Origin of the sequence: Pseudomonas sp. yb_5, from assembly GCF_043103865.1 — a bacterium.
In the GTDB taxonomy this organism is placed as follows: domain Bacteria; phylum Pseudomonadota; class Gammaproteobacteria; order Pseudomonadales; family Pseudomonadaceae; genus Aquipseudomonas; species Aquipseudomonas putida_Y.
Genome location: NZ_JBICKE010000003.1, coordinates 1 through 15,485, shown reverse-complemented (window position 1 = coordinate 15,485; position 15,485 = coordinate 1). Strand labels below are relative to the sequence as shown.

Genomic DNA, 15,485 nt, shown 5'->3' with positions numbered 1-15,485 from the left:
TGCCAAATCAATGGATAGAGTTTGCTTGATGAGAGTCTGGGCAGTAGCCAATCAAAAAGGTGGCGTCGGCAAGACCACCACTACCATTGCCCTGGCCGGCCTGCTGGCCGAGGCCGGCAAGCGCGTGGTCGTCGTCGACCTCGACCCGCACGGCTCGATGACCAGCTACTTCGGGCATAACCCGGATGCCCTGGAGCACAGCTGCTACGACCTGTTCCTGCACAAGGGGGCGGTGCCCGAAGGCTTGCCCGGGCAACTGCTGCTGCCCACCAGCGATGAGCGCATTTCGCTGTTGCCGTCGAGTACCGCGCTGGCGGTGCTGGAGCGCCAGTCACCAGGACAGAATGGCCTGGGCCTGGTAATCGCCAAGAGTCTGGCGCAACTGTGGCAGGATTTCGACTATGCCTTGATCGACAGCCCACCCTTGCTGGGTGTGCTGATGGTCAATGCCCTGGCCGCCAGTCAGCAGCTGGTGATCCCGGTACAAACCGAATTCCTCGCCGTGAAGGGCCTGGAGCGCATGGTCGGCACCTTGGCCATGGTCAACCGTTCGCGCAAGCAGGCGCTGCCGTACCAGATCGTGCCAACCCTGTTCGACCGTCGTACCCAGGCGTCGCTGGGCACCCTCAAGCTGCTACGTGACACTTACGGGCAGCATGTATGGCAGGGTTACATTCCGGTGGATACGCGCCTGCGCGATGCCAGTCGCAAGGGCGTCACGCCCTCGCAGTTCGACAGCAAGAGCCGTGGGTTGATCGCCTACAGGGCGTTGCTCAAGCACCTGCTCACCTACAAGAACGCAGTGCAGGTGGCCTGATGACTCAAACCCGGCAAACCAGCACCCGACCCCAGATGGCCCTGCAATCGTACCTGGACGGCCTGCTGCAGGAGGCCACCGAGGCCGAAGACCAGAGCGAGCCGCCGGCAGTGGCGGATGAGTTCGCCGAGGCGGTGCGCGAGGAGCAGGCACGCGATGCCCGGCAGCCGGCCCGGCCTGAGCCCGCCGAAGCCGCCGCCAGCCTTGCCCGGCCGTTCGCCGAGCCCCGGCTGGCGGTACTGCCCAGCGTGATGCCGGTGCAAGCCCCGGTGGTGGCGGTGGTCGAGCAGGAGATCGTGGCCGAAGCCACCATTCCGGTACTGGTCGAAGAGCAAACCGTGGAACCGGCTGTGCCGCTGGTCGATGTGTATCTGCCGGCGCCCAACCTGCCCGTGCCTCCGGCCACTGTAGAGGGTCGTCCGGCGTGGGCGGCCGAGCCGTTCGAGTGCCTGCTGTTCGATGTTGCCGGCTTGACCCTGGCGGTGCCGTTGGTGTGCCTGGGCTCGATCTACACCCTGGCTGGCCAGGAACTGACGCCACTGTTCGGCCAGCCCGACTGGTTCCTCGGCATCCTGACCTGCCAGGCTGGCAACCTGAAGGTGCTGGACACTGCGCGTTGGGTAATGCCCGACCGTTACCGCGATGATTTTCGCCAGGGCCTGCAGTACGTGATTTCGGTGCAGGGCTACGAATGGGGGCTGGCGGTGCATCAGGTCAGCCGTTCGCTGCGCCTGGACCCGTCGGAGATCAAGTGGCGCAGCCAGCGTGGCCAGCGCCCGTGGCTGGCCGGTACCGTAATCGAACACATGTGTGCACTGCTCGACGTCGCCGCACTGGCCGAGCTGATCGCCAGCGGTGCGGTCAAGCAGATGCACGCCAACCAGAAATGACACAGAACATACCGCCAACGGCGGATTTTGAGGGTAGGGGAATGAAAAAGTCGTCTGCACAAGGTTCCGAAGATCCGATCCTGCAGTGGGTTACCTTCCGTCTGGACAACGAGTCCTACGGCATCAATGTGATGCAGGTGCAGGAAGTACTGCGCTACACCGAGATCGCCCCGGTGCCGGGCGCGCCGAGCTACGTGCTGGGCATCATCAACTTGCGCGGTAACGTGGTGACGGTGATCGACACGCGTCAGCGTTTTGGCCTGATGCCGACCGAAGTGACCGACAACACCCGTATCGTCATCATCGAAGCCGACAAGCAAGTGGTCGGCATTCTGGTCGACAGCGTGGCCGAAGTGGTTTACCTGCGCCAGTCCGAAATCGAGACTGCGCCGAACGTGGGTAACGAAGAGTCGGCCAAGTTCATTCAGGGCGTGTGCAACAAGAATGGCGAGCTGCTGATCCTGGTCGAACTGGACAAGATGATGACCGAGGAAGAGTGGTCCGAGCTGGAGAACATCTGAGTTGATCCTAGAGGTTGCTGTCATCTTCCTGGCGCTGGCCTGGGCGCTGAGCCTGTGGTTTTTTCTCAACTACAGCAAGCGCCAGCGCGAGCTGGCTGCGCAGCAGGCAGAGGGCGATGCGCTGCGTGACCAGCGCATCAAGGACTTGGCCAAGCGTCTGGATGACTACCAGAACGGCACTGTGCGCATGGGGGAGGCCATCCATGAGCTGCGTGCGGCGGTGGCCACCCTGCCGGACCGGCTGGAGCGCCTCGAACAGCGCGACCCGAGCAACGTTACCTTCAGCCAGGCGGCCAAGCTGGTGGGGATGGGGGCGAGTATCGATGAGTTGACCCAGAGCTGCGGCCTGACCCAGGCCGAGGCGGAGTTGATGAGCAAGGTGTACCGGGCTCCTTGAGTGGGGCTGGCAGGTATCCTTGGCAGCAGGTTCGTCGCCTGGGAAATCGAGCGACGTCCACGCGACGCTCGATCTGATAGGTGCCGCCGGGCCCGTTCGGTACCCGCTGTTCATTTCAGTTGCGAACCCAGGAATGGTTGCCGCCGACGCCGGCGAATCGGTTCAGGGGCAGCAGTTGCCTCAGGGCTGTATTGGCTTGCGAAGGGTCGATGAATGGATAGGTGTTGACGCGTGGCATGGTGTGCAGGTTGATGATCTGGCGCAGGGTCCGCAGCCCGGGTAGATGGCGATCGACCACTTCGGTGAGCAGCGCCGGCCCGGTGAGATAGCTGAGCGTATTGGCATAGCGGTAGAAACCGCTCGGGTCCTGTTCCAGGCTCGGTCGGCTTTCGTAGAAGTCTGCATGGGTCTGGTAACGTGCGAGCATTTCATCGGAGATCGCATCCAGCAGCGGGTTGCCGGGGTGGCTACCCATGAGGCTGGTGTTGTACAGGCAATTCATGCTCATTTTCTCGTTGGACATCGGCGGTGGCAGCAGCAGCCCATCGGGTGGGGTGCGCAGCTCGACCTGATCGATCGCTTCGCCCTTGCCGTCCGGCAGCAGGAAATCGTCTACGTCCATGTATAGCCCGCCCTCATGGTGCAGCATCCGGTAGCGCAGCACATCGGTCGCAGACGCGTAATTGGTGGCGATGCCACCGTTGCCATCCAGCGCTGCCTCGTACTGTGCGTAATAGCGGCTCTGGCGGAAGGCCCGGAAGAAGCCTTGCTCTTCTAGCGGCAATACCTGCAGCCCTGGCGCCCGGGCTGCCAATAGTCTTGCGTTCTGTTCGTAAGCGGTAGGCGAAGCCTTCGACAGAAACAGGCGCATGCTGTATTCACTGTCGCTCAGGCGCGCGGCGTTGGCGGCAAGGTTGGCCAGCAATGGCTCGCTTATGACTTTGTCGCCGACCCAGAGGCTGGAGATAAGTTTGGGGATGGGAGCGCTGTCCGGCGCCGGTGTCGGAATGTTTACTGGCAGTGGCAGGTCCACACCCAGCGCGCGCAAGGTGCGGGTGCGCATGGCGTCGGTGACTGGGCGCTGCCTGTCGAGCGCGACAAGGTCACGGCTGCCAGGTACTGCGATGTAGGCTTGCGGCTCGACCTCGTTGACGGTTTCCTTGATGATGAATGCGTCGCGCTCCAGGTCATAGACCACGCGTGCATTGTAGGTTTCGATGCTGCATTCCAGGTCGTCCAGTTCGCCATCGTAGTGGGGCAAGCGAATCACCGCGCCGGCAACAGCCGGGTCGCCTTCGTCAAGCGGTGTAATCGGCTCGTGGTTGTGGAAATACTCCACGCCTTCTGGCTCGGGAAGCCGTGGTGGACGGATCGGGCTCAGCGGGTAGCCGAGCTGCCCGTTGACCTCGCGCGGCATGACAAAACCATCGCTTTTGAACTCGAACAGGGCCTTGATGCCTGCCGTGCCCTCCGTTGCCAGCGGTGCGGCGTTGAACAGCCCCCAGGCGATGTCGCCAACCCCGTCCTGTTTGGCTTTCAGGCTATGGCCGTTGATCACCTGATCCAGGCCCAGGCCCAACTGGGCAATGCCACCGACTGCCAGCAATGGCGCCAGCCCCGGCACCACCAGGCACAGTGGCGCCAGCAGGTTGAGCGTGTTGGTGAGGTAGCCTCGCCATCTGGCTTTGGTAACCTGGCTATCGGTGGTGATGACAAAATCGGCATCGTCGTAGCTGCGCTGGCGCTGGCGCTCGGTCAGGGCTGCGAACATATCCCCGGTCAGTTTGGGGTTGTATTTGCCAGGTTTGTAGTTCACGTAGGTTCTAGGGGGCCAGACACCATCATCGTTGAAATAACCATGTTCAGGCGGCAGCCGGTGCCGGTTTGGATAGTCGCCAAGGCCCTCTAGCGCGGTGTCCAGGCCGCTGAAATCGAGGCCCTGAGGACGGTCGGCGAGCCTGAAATGTTGTTTGAGTGCCTCGCGTCGGGCGGGGTCCTTGCACTGATCGCCCACCCAGTCCTTGAGCAGGTTTTCGCTGGCGAATTCGAGCAAGGGTGAGCTGTTGCCTGGCATGTACAGCAGGGTCAGATCGCTGTCGGGGGCATTGATGTACAGCAGGTCGGTGGCCGCGTAGCCATAGATGCTCAGTGTGCTCACCCTTACCTTGCGCCGCCGCGGCATCAGGCCAGCGGCTTGCCATGCCAGCGTTCTGGCGGCATCGCTCAGGCTGCCTCGGCTGACCTGGGCGTTGCAGGCGGCGATGAAATTGAGCTTGCTGGCCAGGCGGTGACTGTCCTGATGCTCCTGCCAGTAAGCGTCGAGCATGGCTTTGAACGGCTGGTGAAAGTCCAGCGCTTCTATGAACCGCTGGAAGGCTTCAGCCGGAACCTGAACGTGGGTCGAAGCATCGTAGCGGGCGGGGGACGATCGCTGGAACAGGCCGTTATACACCTCGAAGGCCGCGCCCTGATGGCCAAAGCCCAGCGTTGGCAGGCGATCGACCAGCTTCAACGGCCCTTGGGGGAAGGTGCCTGCCCAAGGGTTGGCGAACAGTGCGCCGATGAGGTTGTTATCGGACTCCCCTTGCCAGTTGCCCAGCAGCGCCTGGGTCATGCTCTGGGTCTGCTGGACCGCTGCCACATAGCCTTGCTCATCCGGCCGGTAGTGCAGGGTGACCACATCGACGCGATCGGGGTCGATATGCACACCTTGCCCGGCGAGCCACTGCCGGATCAAGCGATTGGCTTCGCGGTCCGGACGTGGGATGTTGGCCAGATGGTCTACTACGAACTGCACACCTTGGGCGTTGATTCTGCTGTCGATCATGACGGTCACCTTGTACGTGGGAGACCGACAAGGTGGGGCGCATGGTGGGGGAGGGGGTGGTAGATAGTTACCGGCCAGTGCCGGGCAGCAGGGGCAATGGCGGGGTGATATCGTGCTCTTCCGGAGGCGCATCATCGAAACCCGCAGGTACCTTGCCGCGCAGTTGCCAGGCGAAGGCGATGATCTCGGCAATGGTCAGGTACAGCGCCTCGGGTATTTGATCGCCCAGCTCCAGCCGCGCCAGCAGGCGCACCAGCTCGGCGTTTTCGTAGATCGGTACTTCGTGTTCGCGGGCGAGCGCAAGGATGGCCTCGGCCAGTTCCTCGTCGCCCTTGGCGGTGAGGGTCGGTGCCTGATGGCCGTCGTAGTTCAGCGCTATGGCTTGGCGTGGTGTCGTGTGGCTCATGCGGTTTCGTCCACCCAGCGTTGTTCCATTCGTGTGCGTGGCCCCAGCGGCGGAATGCCCGGGTAGCACTCCAGGTCGCCGACTTCCAGGCCCCGGGCCAGCAGGCGCTCGCGCAGCGCGCCGAGCTGGGTGTCGATCAAGCGCGCGGTCTGCTCGCGCTCCGCCCATAGCTGCCCACTCAAACGGCCCTGGCTCAGTTGCGCCTGTACTTGCATGGGGCCGAGCGGGGACAGGTCAAAGGCCAGCTCGATGCGCCACAGGGCTTGCCGAGGGTCTTGGGCTTTATATTGGCGGTCGGCTTGTTGTTGCGGGGTTTCTTCGCGTTGCAGTTTGACTTGCAGCGGGATGAACTCCTGGCCGTGGCGGATCGGCACTTCGGTTTGCCAGGTGGTCTGCAGGTTGCCGTTCTCCAGCGTGCCGGTCTGTTGCAGGCTGCTCATGGCGTGGCTCTGCAAGCGTGAAACGGCAGCAGCAGCCAGGCGCAGCAACTGTTGCAGGTCGCCTTCGTCCTCCAGGGCCTTGAGCAGGCGCGACGGTAACGGGAACGCCCCCGGCTGCGGCTTGGGGCTGACCCGCTCGAGCATGCCCAGTGCACTGCGCGCCAGTGCCGGCATGGTCACGGCCAGGCTGGCGGGGTTGAGATTGGTGGCGCCCGCCGGAAGGGCAGGGGCCTGGTCCATCAGCCGCAGCAAATGCGCCTTGAGGTCGGTGGCGATGCTGGCGGTGGACCCACTCAGCAGCTTCGCTTCGAGAAAGCTGCCGCTGTTGTTCAGGGCCTGGGCCACTGCCTTGGCGTCGCCCAGTTGTCGGGCGTCCGGCAGGCCGGCCAGCAGGCGTTCGGCGCTGGCGCGCAGGTCGCCATCGACGCCGGGGTCGCGGGTGAGCTGTTGCAGGGCGTTGAGCAGGCCGGGCAGCGAGGCTTGGCGGTTTTGTTGGGTCAGCAGCTGTTGGGCAATGCTGAGTTGGTCCTGCCTGCCGCTGAGTGGCACGAAGCGCAATGACTGGTCGCCCTGCACCAGGGCGCTGAGCAGGCTGCCAATGGCCAGTGGACGCGGGCTGTCGATGCTCAGTGTGGCACCGGCCTGGGCGCTGTTGAGCAAGCTGACCAGCGCTCGGTACACGGCCGGTTGGTCGGGTTCCTGGGCCAGCGGCTGGTTGGTCAGGACCTTGCCTTGCAACAAGGTGCCGACCGGCACCTTGCTGGTGTCCAGTTGGGTGAGGGTGGCGACCTGGCTGGCGCTGGCCTGTTGCAGCATGATCGCCAGGCGATTGCTTTCGGTCTGGCTGACGGTGATCTGGCTGCCTTGGGGCAGCGGCTGGCTAGCGTTGGCCTGTAGCTGGGTCTGTATGCCGTTGGCCTGCATCAGCCGTAGCACCAACTGAAAGTCCTGGCCGGTCTGGCGCAACGATACGACCTCGGCTTGCGCGGTTTCGCCAGGGGCCAGCAGGCCGGGCTGCGCCTGGATCAGGCGCAGCAGTTCGCCGGTCATGCCTGCCTTCATGGCTTGGCTGTTGATCGCGTTTTGTGCGCCGAGACTATTGATTTCAGTCATGATTGTATACAACCTGTCGAGCCCGGCCTCTTGGCAGCGCGGCGGCGCGTGTAATAATGCCGAGCGCCCGTGGTTGCCAGTATAACGGCAGCGCGCGGGGCGACTTGAGACACAAGGGCTTTGGAGCGGTGTTGGCTGCTTCGCGGGTGAACCCGCTCCTACAGGGTTCTGTGCGGTATCCGAGTACTGCGCCGAACCTGTAGGAGCGGGTTCACCCGCGAAACAGGCGACGCCGCGCCAAAGCCCTACTAAAGATAAGGCGAAACCGTGACCCTTCACCTCCAAGCCGCGGGCCTGGCCTGCGAGCGCGACTGGCGCCTGCTGTTCGAGCAGCTCGATTTCGAGCTGGGCGCCGGCGACATGCTGCAGATCAGTGGCCCCAACGGCAGTGGCAAGACCAGCCTGTTGCGCTTGCTGGCCGGGCTGATGCAGCCGACGGCCGGGCAGATTCTGCTGGGTGGCAAGCCCCTGGCCGAACAGCGACATGCCCTGGCCAGCGCACTGCTGTGGATCGGCCACGCCGCTGGTATCAAGGACTTGCTCACCGCCGAGGAAAATCTCACCTGGCTGTGCGCCCTGCACCAGCCGGCCAGCCGCGAGGCGATCTGGGCGGCGCTGGAGGCTGTTGGCCTGCGCGGTTTCGAAGACGTCCCCTGCCATACCCTGTCAGCCGGTCAGCAGCGCCGTGTGGCCCTGGCCCGGCTGCACCTGGCTAGTCCGCCGCTCTGGATTCTCGACGAGCCGTTCACCGCGCTCGACAAGCAAGGCGTGGCGCAGCTTGAAGCGCACCTGGCAGCCCACTGCGAGCAGGGCGGCACGGTGGTGCTGACGACTCATCACACACTGGAACGCAAGCCCTCCGGTTACCGTGAACTGAACCTGGGGCAATGGGCTGCATGAGCGTATTCATTTTGTTGCTGCGCCGCGAAGCGCGCCTGCTGTGCCGTCGCCCGGCCGAACTGGCCAACCCGTTGGTGTTCTTCGCCATCGTCGTGGCCATGTTCCCGCTGGCGGTCGGCCCGGAAAGCCAATTGTTGCAAACTTTGTCGCCGGGCCTGGTCTGGGTGGCAGCGCTGCTGGCCGTGTTGTTGTCGCTGGACGGCCTGTTCCGCAGCGATTTCGAAGACGGCTCGCTGGAGCAGTGGGTGCTGTCGCCGCACCCACTGGCGCTGCTGGTGCTGGCCAAGGTGCTGGCGCACTGGATCTTTTCCGGGCTGGCGCTGGTATTGTTGGCGCCACTGCTGGCACTGATGCTGGGGCTGCCAAGCCATTGCCTGCCGGTGCTACTCGGTTCGCTGCTGCTGGGTACGCCGGTATTGAGCTTGCTGGGCGCGGTGGGCGCGGCGCTGACAGTCGGCCTTAAACGCGGAGGTTTGTTACTGGCGTTGCTGATTCTGCCGTTGTATATCCCTGTATTGATCCTGGGCAGTGGTGCGTTGCAAGCGGCGTTGCAAAATATGCCGGCAACCGGCCATCTGCTCTGGCTCGCCAGTCTGACGGCCCTGGCCGTTACCCTGGCACCCTTTGCGATAGCGGCCGGCCTGAAGATCAGCGTCGGCGAATAACGAGTCCCGGGCTCTCAAACCCGGCAAATACCCTGGATGTACCCTGATGAAAATAAGCTGGACGTGGTTCCACAAGCTGGGCTCCCCGAAATGGTTCTATGCCATCAGCGGCCGCATGCTGCCGTGGCTGGCCGGTGCTGCCCTGCTCCTGCTGCTGGTCGGCATCACCTGGGGCCTGGCCTTCGCCCCCCAGGACTACCAGCAGGGCAACAGCTTCCGCATCATCTATATCCATGTGCCGGCGGCGATGCTGGCGCAGTCCTGCTATGTGCTGCTGGCGGTGGCCGGGGTGGTGGGGCTGGTGTGGAAGATGAAACTGGCCGACGTCGCCCTGCAATGTGCCGCACCCATCGGCGCCTGGATGACCGCCGTGGCGCTGGTTACCGGCGCCATCTGGGGCAAGCCGACCTGGGGCAGCTGGTGGGTGTGGGATGCCCGCCTTACGTCCATGCTCATCCTGCTGTTCCTGTACTTCGGCATTATTGCGCTGGGCCAGGCGATCAGTAATCGTGACAGTGCGGCCAAGGCCTGTGCGGTGCTTGCGATTGTCGGTGTGGTGAATATCCCGATCATCAAGTATTCGGTGGAGTGGTGGAACACCCTGCACCAGGGCGCCACCTTCACCCTTACCGAAAAGCCGGCGATGCCGGCCGAAATGTGGCTGCCGCTGTTGTGCACGGCGCTGGGTTTCTACTGTTTCTTCGGCGCCGTACTGCTGCTGCGCATGCGCCTTGAAGTGCTCAAGCGCGAAGCACGCGCCAGTTGGGTCAGGGACGAAGTATTGAACAGCCTGGGGCGGAGGGCCGCACAATGAGCTTTGCCACTTTCGGTGACTTTCTCGCCATGGGCCACCATGGCCTGTACGTGTGGTCGGCCTATGGCATCTGCCTGGCGGTGCTGGCGCTGAACGTTGGTGCGCCACTGCTGGCCCGTCGTCGCTATTTGCAAGAAGAGGCGCGCCGTTTGCGCCGGGAGAACAACCAGTGAATCCGCAGCGCAAGAAACGCCTGTTGCTCATCGTCGGCCTGCTGGTCGGCGTCGGGGTTGCCGTCGGCTTTGCCTTGAGCGCATTGCAGCAGAACATCAACCTGTTCTATACACCGACCCAGATCGCCAACGGCGAAGCGCCGCTGGACACGCGCATTCGCGCTGGCGGCATGGTCGAGAAAGGCTCGGTTCAGCGCTCGGCCGACTCGTTGGACGTGCGTTTCGTGGTTACCGACTTCAACAAGTCGGTACCCATCACCTACCGCGGCATCCTCCCCGATCTATTCCGCGAAGGGCAGGGCATCGTCGCCCTTGGCAAGCTCAACGGCGAAGGTGTGGTGGTAGCCGATGAAGTGCTGGCCAAGCACGACGAGAAATACATGCCGCCCGAGGTCACCAAGGCGTTGAAGGAAAGCGGCCAGGCCGCTACCGGCGTAGAGGCCAAGCCATGAACGCAGCACTGGTAATTCCCGAACTGGGCCAGTTGGCGATGATTCTGGCGATCTGCTTTGCCGTCGTGCAGGCCAGTGTGCCGCTGCTTGGCGCGTGGCGTGGCGACAGCCTGTGGATGAGCCTGGCGCGGCCGGCAGCGTGGGGGCAGTTCGTCTTCCTGGCGTTTGCCTTTGCCTGCCTGACCCATGCCTTCATGACAGACAACTTCTCGGTCGCCTATGTGGCCAGCAACTCCAACAGCGCCTTGCCCTGGTACTACAAGTTCAGTGCGGTGTGGGGCGCCCATGAGGGTTCGCTGCTGCTTTGGGCGCTGATCCTCGGCGGCTGGACCTTTGCTGTGTCGGTGTTCTCCCGGCAGTTGCCGCAGGTCATGCTGGCCCGCGTGCTGGCGGTAATGGGCATGATCAGCGTGGGCTTCCTGAGCTTCCTGATCATTACTTCCAACCCGTTCCAGCGCCTGCTGCCGCAGGTGCCGACTGATGGCCGTGACCTCAACCCGCTGCTGCAGGACTTTGGCCTGATCGTTCACCCACCCATGCTCTACATGGGCTACGTGGGCTTTTCGGTGGCCTTCGCCTTCGCCATCGCCGCCTTGCTGGGCGGCCGGCTGGACGCTGCCTGGGCGCGCTGGTCGCGGCCGTGGACCATCGTCGCCTGGGCTTTTCTGGGTATTGGCATCACCTTGGGATCGTGGTGGGCCTACTACGAACTGGGCTGGGGTGGCTGGTGGTTCTGGGACCCGGTGGAAAACGCCTCGTTCATGCCTTGGCTGGTGGGCACGGCACTGATCCACTCGTTGGCGGTGACCGAGAAACGCGGGGTGTTCAAGAGCTGGACCGTACTGCTGGCAATTGCCGCATTCTCGCTGAGCCTGCTGGGTACCTTCCTGGTGCGTTCCGGCGTGCTGACCTCGGTGCACGCGTTTGCCGCCGACCCGTCGCGCGGTATTTTCATCCTGTTTTTCCTGCTGTTCGTGGTCGGCGGGTCGCTCACGCTGTTCGCACTGCGTGCACCGGTGGTCAAGAGCCAGGTCGGTTTCGCCCTGTGGTCGCGTGAAACGCTGCTGCTGGCCAACAACCTGGTGCTGGTGGTGGCGGCTTCGATGATTCTGCTCGGTACCCTGTACCCGCTGGTGCTCGATGCCCTGACCGGTGCCAAGCTATCGGTCGGCCCGCCCTACTTCGACGCCTTGTTCCTGCCGTTGATGGCGCTGCTGATGGTGGTGATGAGCGTGGGCGTGGTGGTGCGCTGGAAGGACACCCCGGGCAAATGGCTGGCCAGCATGATGACCCCAGTGTTGATCGGCAGTGCCATCCTTGCTCCGGTTGCCGGCTTTATCGTCGACGACTTCGATTGGCCGACGCTGACGGCCTTCGCCCTGGCTTCTTGGGTAGTGCTTGGCGGGCTGCGTGACATTTTCGACAAGACCCGCCACAAGGGCCTGATCAAAGGCTTGCCGGGCCTGGGGCGCAGCTACTGGGGCATGCAACTGGCGCACTTGGGCCTGGCGGTGTGCGCGCTGGGCGTGGTGCTGTCCAGCAACAACAGCGCCGAACGCGACCTGCGCATGGCGCCGGGCGAAAGTGTGGAGCTGGGTGGCTACCACTTCCTGTTCCAGGGCGCCAAGCACTTCGAGGGGCCGAACTTCATCTCTGACAAGGGCACCATCGTGGTCAGCCGCGAGGGTCGTGAAGTGACCACACTGCACCCGGAGAAGCGCCTGTACACCGTGCAACAGTCGATGATGACCGAAGCGGGCATCGACGCCGGCTTTACCCGAGACCTGTACGTTGCGCTTGGTGAGCCACTGGAGAATGGCGCCTGGGCTGTGCGCGTACATATTAAGCCTTACGTTCGCTGGATCTGGCTGGGCGGTCTGCTGACCGGCCTGGGCGGGTTGCTGGCGGCCCTCGACCGGCGCTACCGCGTCAAGGTCAAGACCCGGGTGCGTGATGTCCTGGGCGTGTCTGGAGCAGCTGCATGAAGCGTTGGATCATGGTAGTGCCCCTTGCAGTGTTCCTGCTGGTGGCGGTGTTCCTCTACAAGGGGCTTTTCCTCAAGCCCGACGAGCTGCCTTCGGCAATGATCGGCAAACCGTTCCCGGTGTTTTCCCTGGCTTCGACACAGGGGGACCGCACCCTGACTCAGGCTGACTTGCAGGGCCGCCCGGCACTGGTCAATGTGTGGGCCACCTGGTGTCCGTCATGCAAGGTCGAGCATCCGTACCTGAACCAGCTGGCACGGCAGGGTGTGGTGATCCATGGGGTCAACTACAAGGATGACAACGCCGCCGCGCAGAAGTGGTTGGCCGAGTTCCACAACCCCTACCAGCTGGATATTCGTGACGAGCAGGGCAGCCTGGGCCTGGACCTTGGGGTGTATGGGGCGCCGGAAACCTTCCTGATAGACGCCAAGGGCATCATTCGCTACAAGCACGTGGGCATCGTTGATGCCACGGTCTGGCGTGAACAGCTGGCGCCGTTGTACCAAGGCCTGATCGACGAGGCCAAGCCATGAAGCGCTGGCTGGCAGCTGCGGTGCTGGGCATGAGCCTGGCCGGTGTGGCCAAGGCGGCTATCGACACCTACCAGTTTCGCGACGAGGCCGAGCGCGAGCGTTACCAACAGTTGACCAAGGAACTGCGCTGCCCCAAGTGCCAGAACCAGGATATTGCCGACTCCAACGCGCCGATTGCTGCCGACCTGCGCCGGGAAATCTTCCGCATGCTCGGCGAAGGCCAGAGCAACCAGCAGATCATCGACTTCATGGTCGATCGCTATGGCGACTTCGTGCGCTACAAACCGGCGCTCAGCGCGCGTACCTGGCTGCTGTGGTTTGGCCCGGGGATCTTGCTGGCCGGTGGCTTCGTGGTGCTGGCGGTGATCGTGCGCCGGCGCCGTGCCACGGCTGCGCAAGGCACCGATGAGTTGTCTGCCGAAGAACGCGAGCGTCTCGCCAAACTGCTGGAAAAAGAACAGACCCATGATTGAATTCTGGCTTAGCGCGGGCCTTCTGCTGCTCGCTGCCCTCAGCTTTTTGCTGCTCCCGATCCTGCGTGGCCGCCGTCGCCAGCAGGAAGAAGACCGCACGGCCTTGAACGTGGCCCTTTACCAGGAACGTGTCGCCGAACTGGCGGCCCAGCAAGCCGCCGGTGTGCTCGATGAGGCGCAGATGGCCAAGGGCCGGGACGAGGCTGCCCGCGAGCTGCTGGCCGATACCGAAGGCGCCGAGGCCCCGCGCCAGGGGCATTTGGGCAAGGCGCTGCCGCTGCTGGCGGCAGTGCTGGTACCGCTGATGGCGCTGGGGCTGTACCTGCATTTTGGCGCGGCCGACAAGGTGGCGCTGACCCAGGAATTTGCCGAGGCACCCAAGTCGATGGATGAAATGACTACGCGCCTTGAGCGCGTGGTGCAGGCCCAGCCGGATTCGGCCGAGGCCATGTATTTCCTTGGCCGGGCCTACATGGCCGAGCAGCGCCCGGCCGATGCCGCGCGCACGTTCGAACGGGCCGTGGCCTTGGCTGGCCGCCAGCCCGAGCTGCTGGGGCAGTGGGCGCAGGCGCTGTACTTTGCCGCCAACAAGCAGTGGAGCCCGCAATTGCAGGCGCTGACTGACGAAGCGCTGAAGGCGGACCCTAACGAGGTGACCAGCCTGGGCCTGCGCGGTATTGCTGCGTTTGAAGGCGAGCGTTATCAGGAAGCCATCGACTACTGGAAGCGCTTGCTGGCGCAGTTGCCAGAAGGTGATGCATCGCGAGCGGCCCTGCAGGGTGGTATCGACCGCGCCGCCGAGCGCCTGGGTGGGGTGCCAGCAGAGGCGACCGAGCCTGCACCTGTGGCGGCTCGCCTGAAAGTGCGGGTGGAACTGGCGGCTGCCTTGAAGGACAAGGTCAAGCCGGACGACACGGTGTTTATCTTCGCTCGCGCCAGCAAGGGCCCGCCGATGCCTCTGGCGGCCAAGCGGGTGACCGTGGCGCAGTTGCCGATCGAGGTGGAATTGTCTGATGCTGATGCGATGATGCCGCAGATGAAACTGTCGCAATTTGCTGAAGTCCAACTGGTTGCACGTGTTTCACGCGCGGGTCAGCCTACCCAGGGTGAGTGGATTGGCCGGGGTGCTCCGTTGTCTAGCGCCACCCAGGCTACCCAGCGCCTGACCATCGACACTCCAGACCAGTAAGAGAGCACTGCCATGCACAGCACCGTCCGCCTGACCCTGATTACCCTGGCCCTGGGTTTGTCTGCGTGTACGGTGCACGAGCCGTACGAGCAGCCCGCGCCACCGATCGAGCGTGTGCCGCCATCGGGGCCGGTGGTCAAGCCCTTGCCGGGCGGGCAGCCTGCCACTCAGCCGAGCAAGCCGGCGGCGATACCCAAGCCCATGCCGCGTACCTCGGCCAGCTTTGCGCCACCGCCTGGCGGGGCAAGCCACTGGGATCCCAGGCTGGGTGTATATGTGTTGGAGAAGCAGCCCAATACCTTCTACCGGCAGCGTACCTACTATCGGTTCGATAACGGCTGGAGCTGGTCGTTGAGCCCGAATGGGCCTTGGCAGGAAACTGACAGCAGTGGTGTACCAGGTGGGTTGGGGCGGGCGTTCGCACAGTAACGCTGTTTCTGTATTTACTTCTGCTTCTGCTTTTGATTTTGCTTGTAAGCGCGCGATAGTTCAGGCGACGCAGATTGCGACTTCAGGAGGCCGAGCGCAGGGCTTGCGAAGGGAGGTGACGGGCATGGATGCCCGTCAAGCGCTGGGCCCCAGGATGGGGCCTGCAGCGCGGTCCTCCCGGGAGCAAGACCGTAGCGAGGGAACCCCGGAGCGTAGCGCAGGGGCCGGATGATAGGAGCCAGCGTTTTTTGGTTACTTTTTGTCGCGTTTGACAAAAAGTGACCCGCCGTAAGGGCGGAAAGGTGACTATGCGCCACCTGCGTGAATGAATACCTACTCGATGTGAGTGCCCACATCCAAGAAGCAAGAAGCAAGAAGCAAGAAGCAAGAAGCAAGAAGCAAATTCGTCTGTTTTGACTCAGCGAACCGTCCGTTTGCGATGGCGACGCTGACTCACCTTT

Annotated in this window: 17 protein-coding genes; 14 read left to right on the top strand and 3 right to left on the bottom strand. The window is 63.5% G+C overall.

All coding sequences use genetic code 11. The annotated features are described in order from the left end of the window. Positions 1-28 precede the first annotated feature (28 nt). The 4 genes from ACF8GF_RS00405 to ACF8GF_RS00390 are packed head-to-tail and all read left to right on the top strand — an operon-like array spanning position 29 to position 2,625. Complete coding sequence (locus tag ACF8GF_RS00405) at positions 29-817, top strand: ParA family protein (protein ID WP_176685418.1); 789 nt, start codon at positions 29-31, stop codon at positions 815-817. Then, a complete protein-coding gene (locus ACF8GF_RS00400) occupies positions 817-1,707 on the top strand; it encodes a CheW domain-containing protein (RefSeq protein ID WP_392461851.1) in 891 nt (296 codons plus the stop codon). Before ACF8GF_RS00405 ends, ACF8GF_RS00400 begins: the two co-directional genes overlap by 1 nt. Positions 1,708-1,748: 41 nt before the next feature. Next, complete coding sequence (locus ACF8GF_RS00395; RefSeq protein ID WP_003254393.1) at positions 1,749-2,228, top strand: chemotaxis protein CheW; 480 nt, start codon at positions 1,749-1,751, stop codon at positions 2,226-2,228. Between the two features lies 1 nt (position 2,229). Beyond that, positions 2,230-2,625 carry a DUF2802 domain-containing protein gene (locus ACF8GF_RS00390; RefSeq protein ID WP_010955062.1) on the top strand — a complete coding sequence of 132 codons (396 nt, stop codon included), beginning with the start codon at positions 2,230-2,232 and terminating at the stop codon, positions 2,623-2,625. A 115-nt stretch (positions 2,626-2,740) separates the two neighbouring features. Here ACF8GF_RS00390 and ACF8GF_RS00385 read toward each other — a convergent pair whose 3' ends face one another. The 3 genes from ACF8GF_RS00385 to ACF8GF_RS00375 form a co-directional block, all read right to left on the bottom strand. Next, entirely contained in the window at positions 2,741-5,452 is a 2,712-nt protein-coding gene (locus ACF8GF_RS00385) for a dermonecrotic toxin domain-containing protein (protein WP_392487889.1), read from the bottom strand. Positions 5,453-5,519: 67 nt separating this feature from the next. Beyond that, positions 5,520-5,858: an EscU/YscU/HrcU family type III secretion system export apparatus switch protein gene (locus ACF8GF_RS00380; RefSeq protein ID WP_021785204.1), complete on the bottom strand. Its 339-nt coding sequence runs from the start codon at positions 5,856-5,858 to the stop codon at positions 5,520-5,522. Continuing rightward, complete coding sequence (locus tag ACF8GF_RS00375) at positions 5,855-7,411, bottom strand: flagellar hook-length control protein FliK (protein ID WP_392487888.1); 1,557 nt, start codon at positions 7,409-7,411, stop codon at positions 5,855-5,857. Before ACF8GF_RS00375 ends, ACF8GF_RS00380 begins: the two co-directional genes overlap by 4 nt. A gap of 267 nt (positions 7,412-7,678) precedes the next feature. Here ACF8GF_RS00375 and ccmA point away from each other — a divergent pair, with 267 nt between their 5' ends. Genes ccmA through ACF8GF_RS00325 form a run of 10 tightly spaced genes read left to right on the top strand, consistent with a single transcriptional unit; the run spans position 7,679 to position 15,024 of the window. Beyond that, complete coding sequence (gene ccmA / locus ACF8GF_RS00370; RefSeq protein WP_176685423.1) at positions 7,679-8,311, top strand: cytochrome c biogenesis heme-transporting ATPase CcmA; 633 nt, start codon at positions 7,679-7,681, stop codon at positions 8,309-8,311. Beyond that, positions 8,299-8,976, top strand: coding sequence for a heme exporter protein CcmB (gene ccmB, locus ACF8GF_RS00365; RefSeq protein ID WP_021785206.1), 678 nt, complete (start codon positions 8,299-8,301; stop codon positions 8,974-8,976). Before ccmA ends, ccmB begins: the two co-directional genes overlap by 13 nt. Before the next feature lie 46 nt (positions 8,977-9,022). Further along, positions 9,023-9,790, top strand: coding sequence for a heme ABC transporter permease (locus tag ACF8GF_RS00360; RefSeq protein WP_392487887.1), 768 nt, complete (start codon positions 9,023-9,025; stop codon positions 9,788-9,790). Continuing rightward, positions 9,787-9,963 carry a heme exporter protein CcmD gene (gene ccmD, locus ACF8GF_RS00355; protein WP_003254380.1) on the top strand — a complete coding sequence of 59 codons (177 nt, stop codon included), beginning with the start codon at positions 9,787-9,789 and terminating at the stop codon, positions 9,961-9,963. Before ACF8GF_RS00360 ends, ccmD begins: the two co-directional genes overlap by 4 nt. Next, positions 9,960-10,415, top strand: coding sequence for a cytochrome c maturation protein CcmE (gene ccmE, locus ACF8GF_RS00350; RefSeq protein ID WP_176685424.1), 456 nt, complete (start codon positions 9,960-9,962; stop codon positions 10,413-10,415). The genes ccmD and ccmE overlap by 4 nt, the downstream gene beginning before the upstream one ends. Further along, positions 10,412-12,400: a heme lyase CcmF/NrfE family subunit gene (locus ACF8GF_RS00345; protein WP_176685425.1), complete on the top strand. Its 1,989-nt coding sequence runs from the start codon at positions 10,412-10,414 to the stop codon at positions 12,398-12,400. The genes ccmE and ACF8GF_RS00345 overlap by 4 nt, the downstream gene beginning before the upstream one ends. Then, positions 12,397-12,933: a DsbE family thiol:disulfide interchange protein gene (locus ACF8GF_RS00340; protein WP_176685426.1), complete on the top strand. Its 537-nt coding sequence runs from the start codon at positions 12,397-12,399 to the stop codon at positions 12,931-12,933. Before ACF8GF_RS00345 ends, ACF8GF_RS00340 begins: the two co-directional genes overlap by 4 nt. Beyond that, entirely contained in the window at positions 12,930-13,406 is a 477-nt protein-coding gene (locus ACF8GF_RS00335; RefSeq protein WP_176685427.1) for a cytochrome c-type biogenesis protein, read from the top strand. The genes ACF8GF_RS00340 and ACF8GF_RS00335 overlap by 4 nt, the downstream gene beginning before the upstream one ends. Further along, positions 13,399-14,595, top strand: a complete 1,197-nt coding sequence (gene ccmI / locus ACF8GF_RS00330) for a c-type cytochrome biogenesis protein CcmI (RefSeq protein ID WP_392487886.1) — start codon at positions 13,399-13,401, stop codon at positions 14,593-14,595. The genes ACF8GF_RS00335 and ccmI overlap by 8 nt, the downstream gene beginning before the upstream one ends. Positions 14,596-14,607: 12 nt before the next feature. Further along, the gene (locus ACF8GF_RS00325) at positions 14,608-15,024 is read left to right on the top strand and encodes a hypothetical protein (RefSeq protein ID WP_176685429.1); all 417 of its coding nucleotides are present in this window, start codon (positions 14,608-14,610) and stop codon (positions 15,022-15,024) included. The last annotated feature ends 461 nt before the right edge of the window (positions 15,025-15,485 follow it).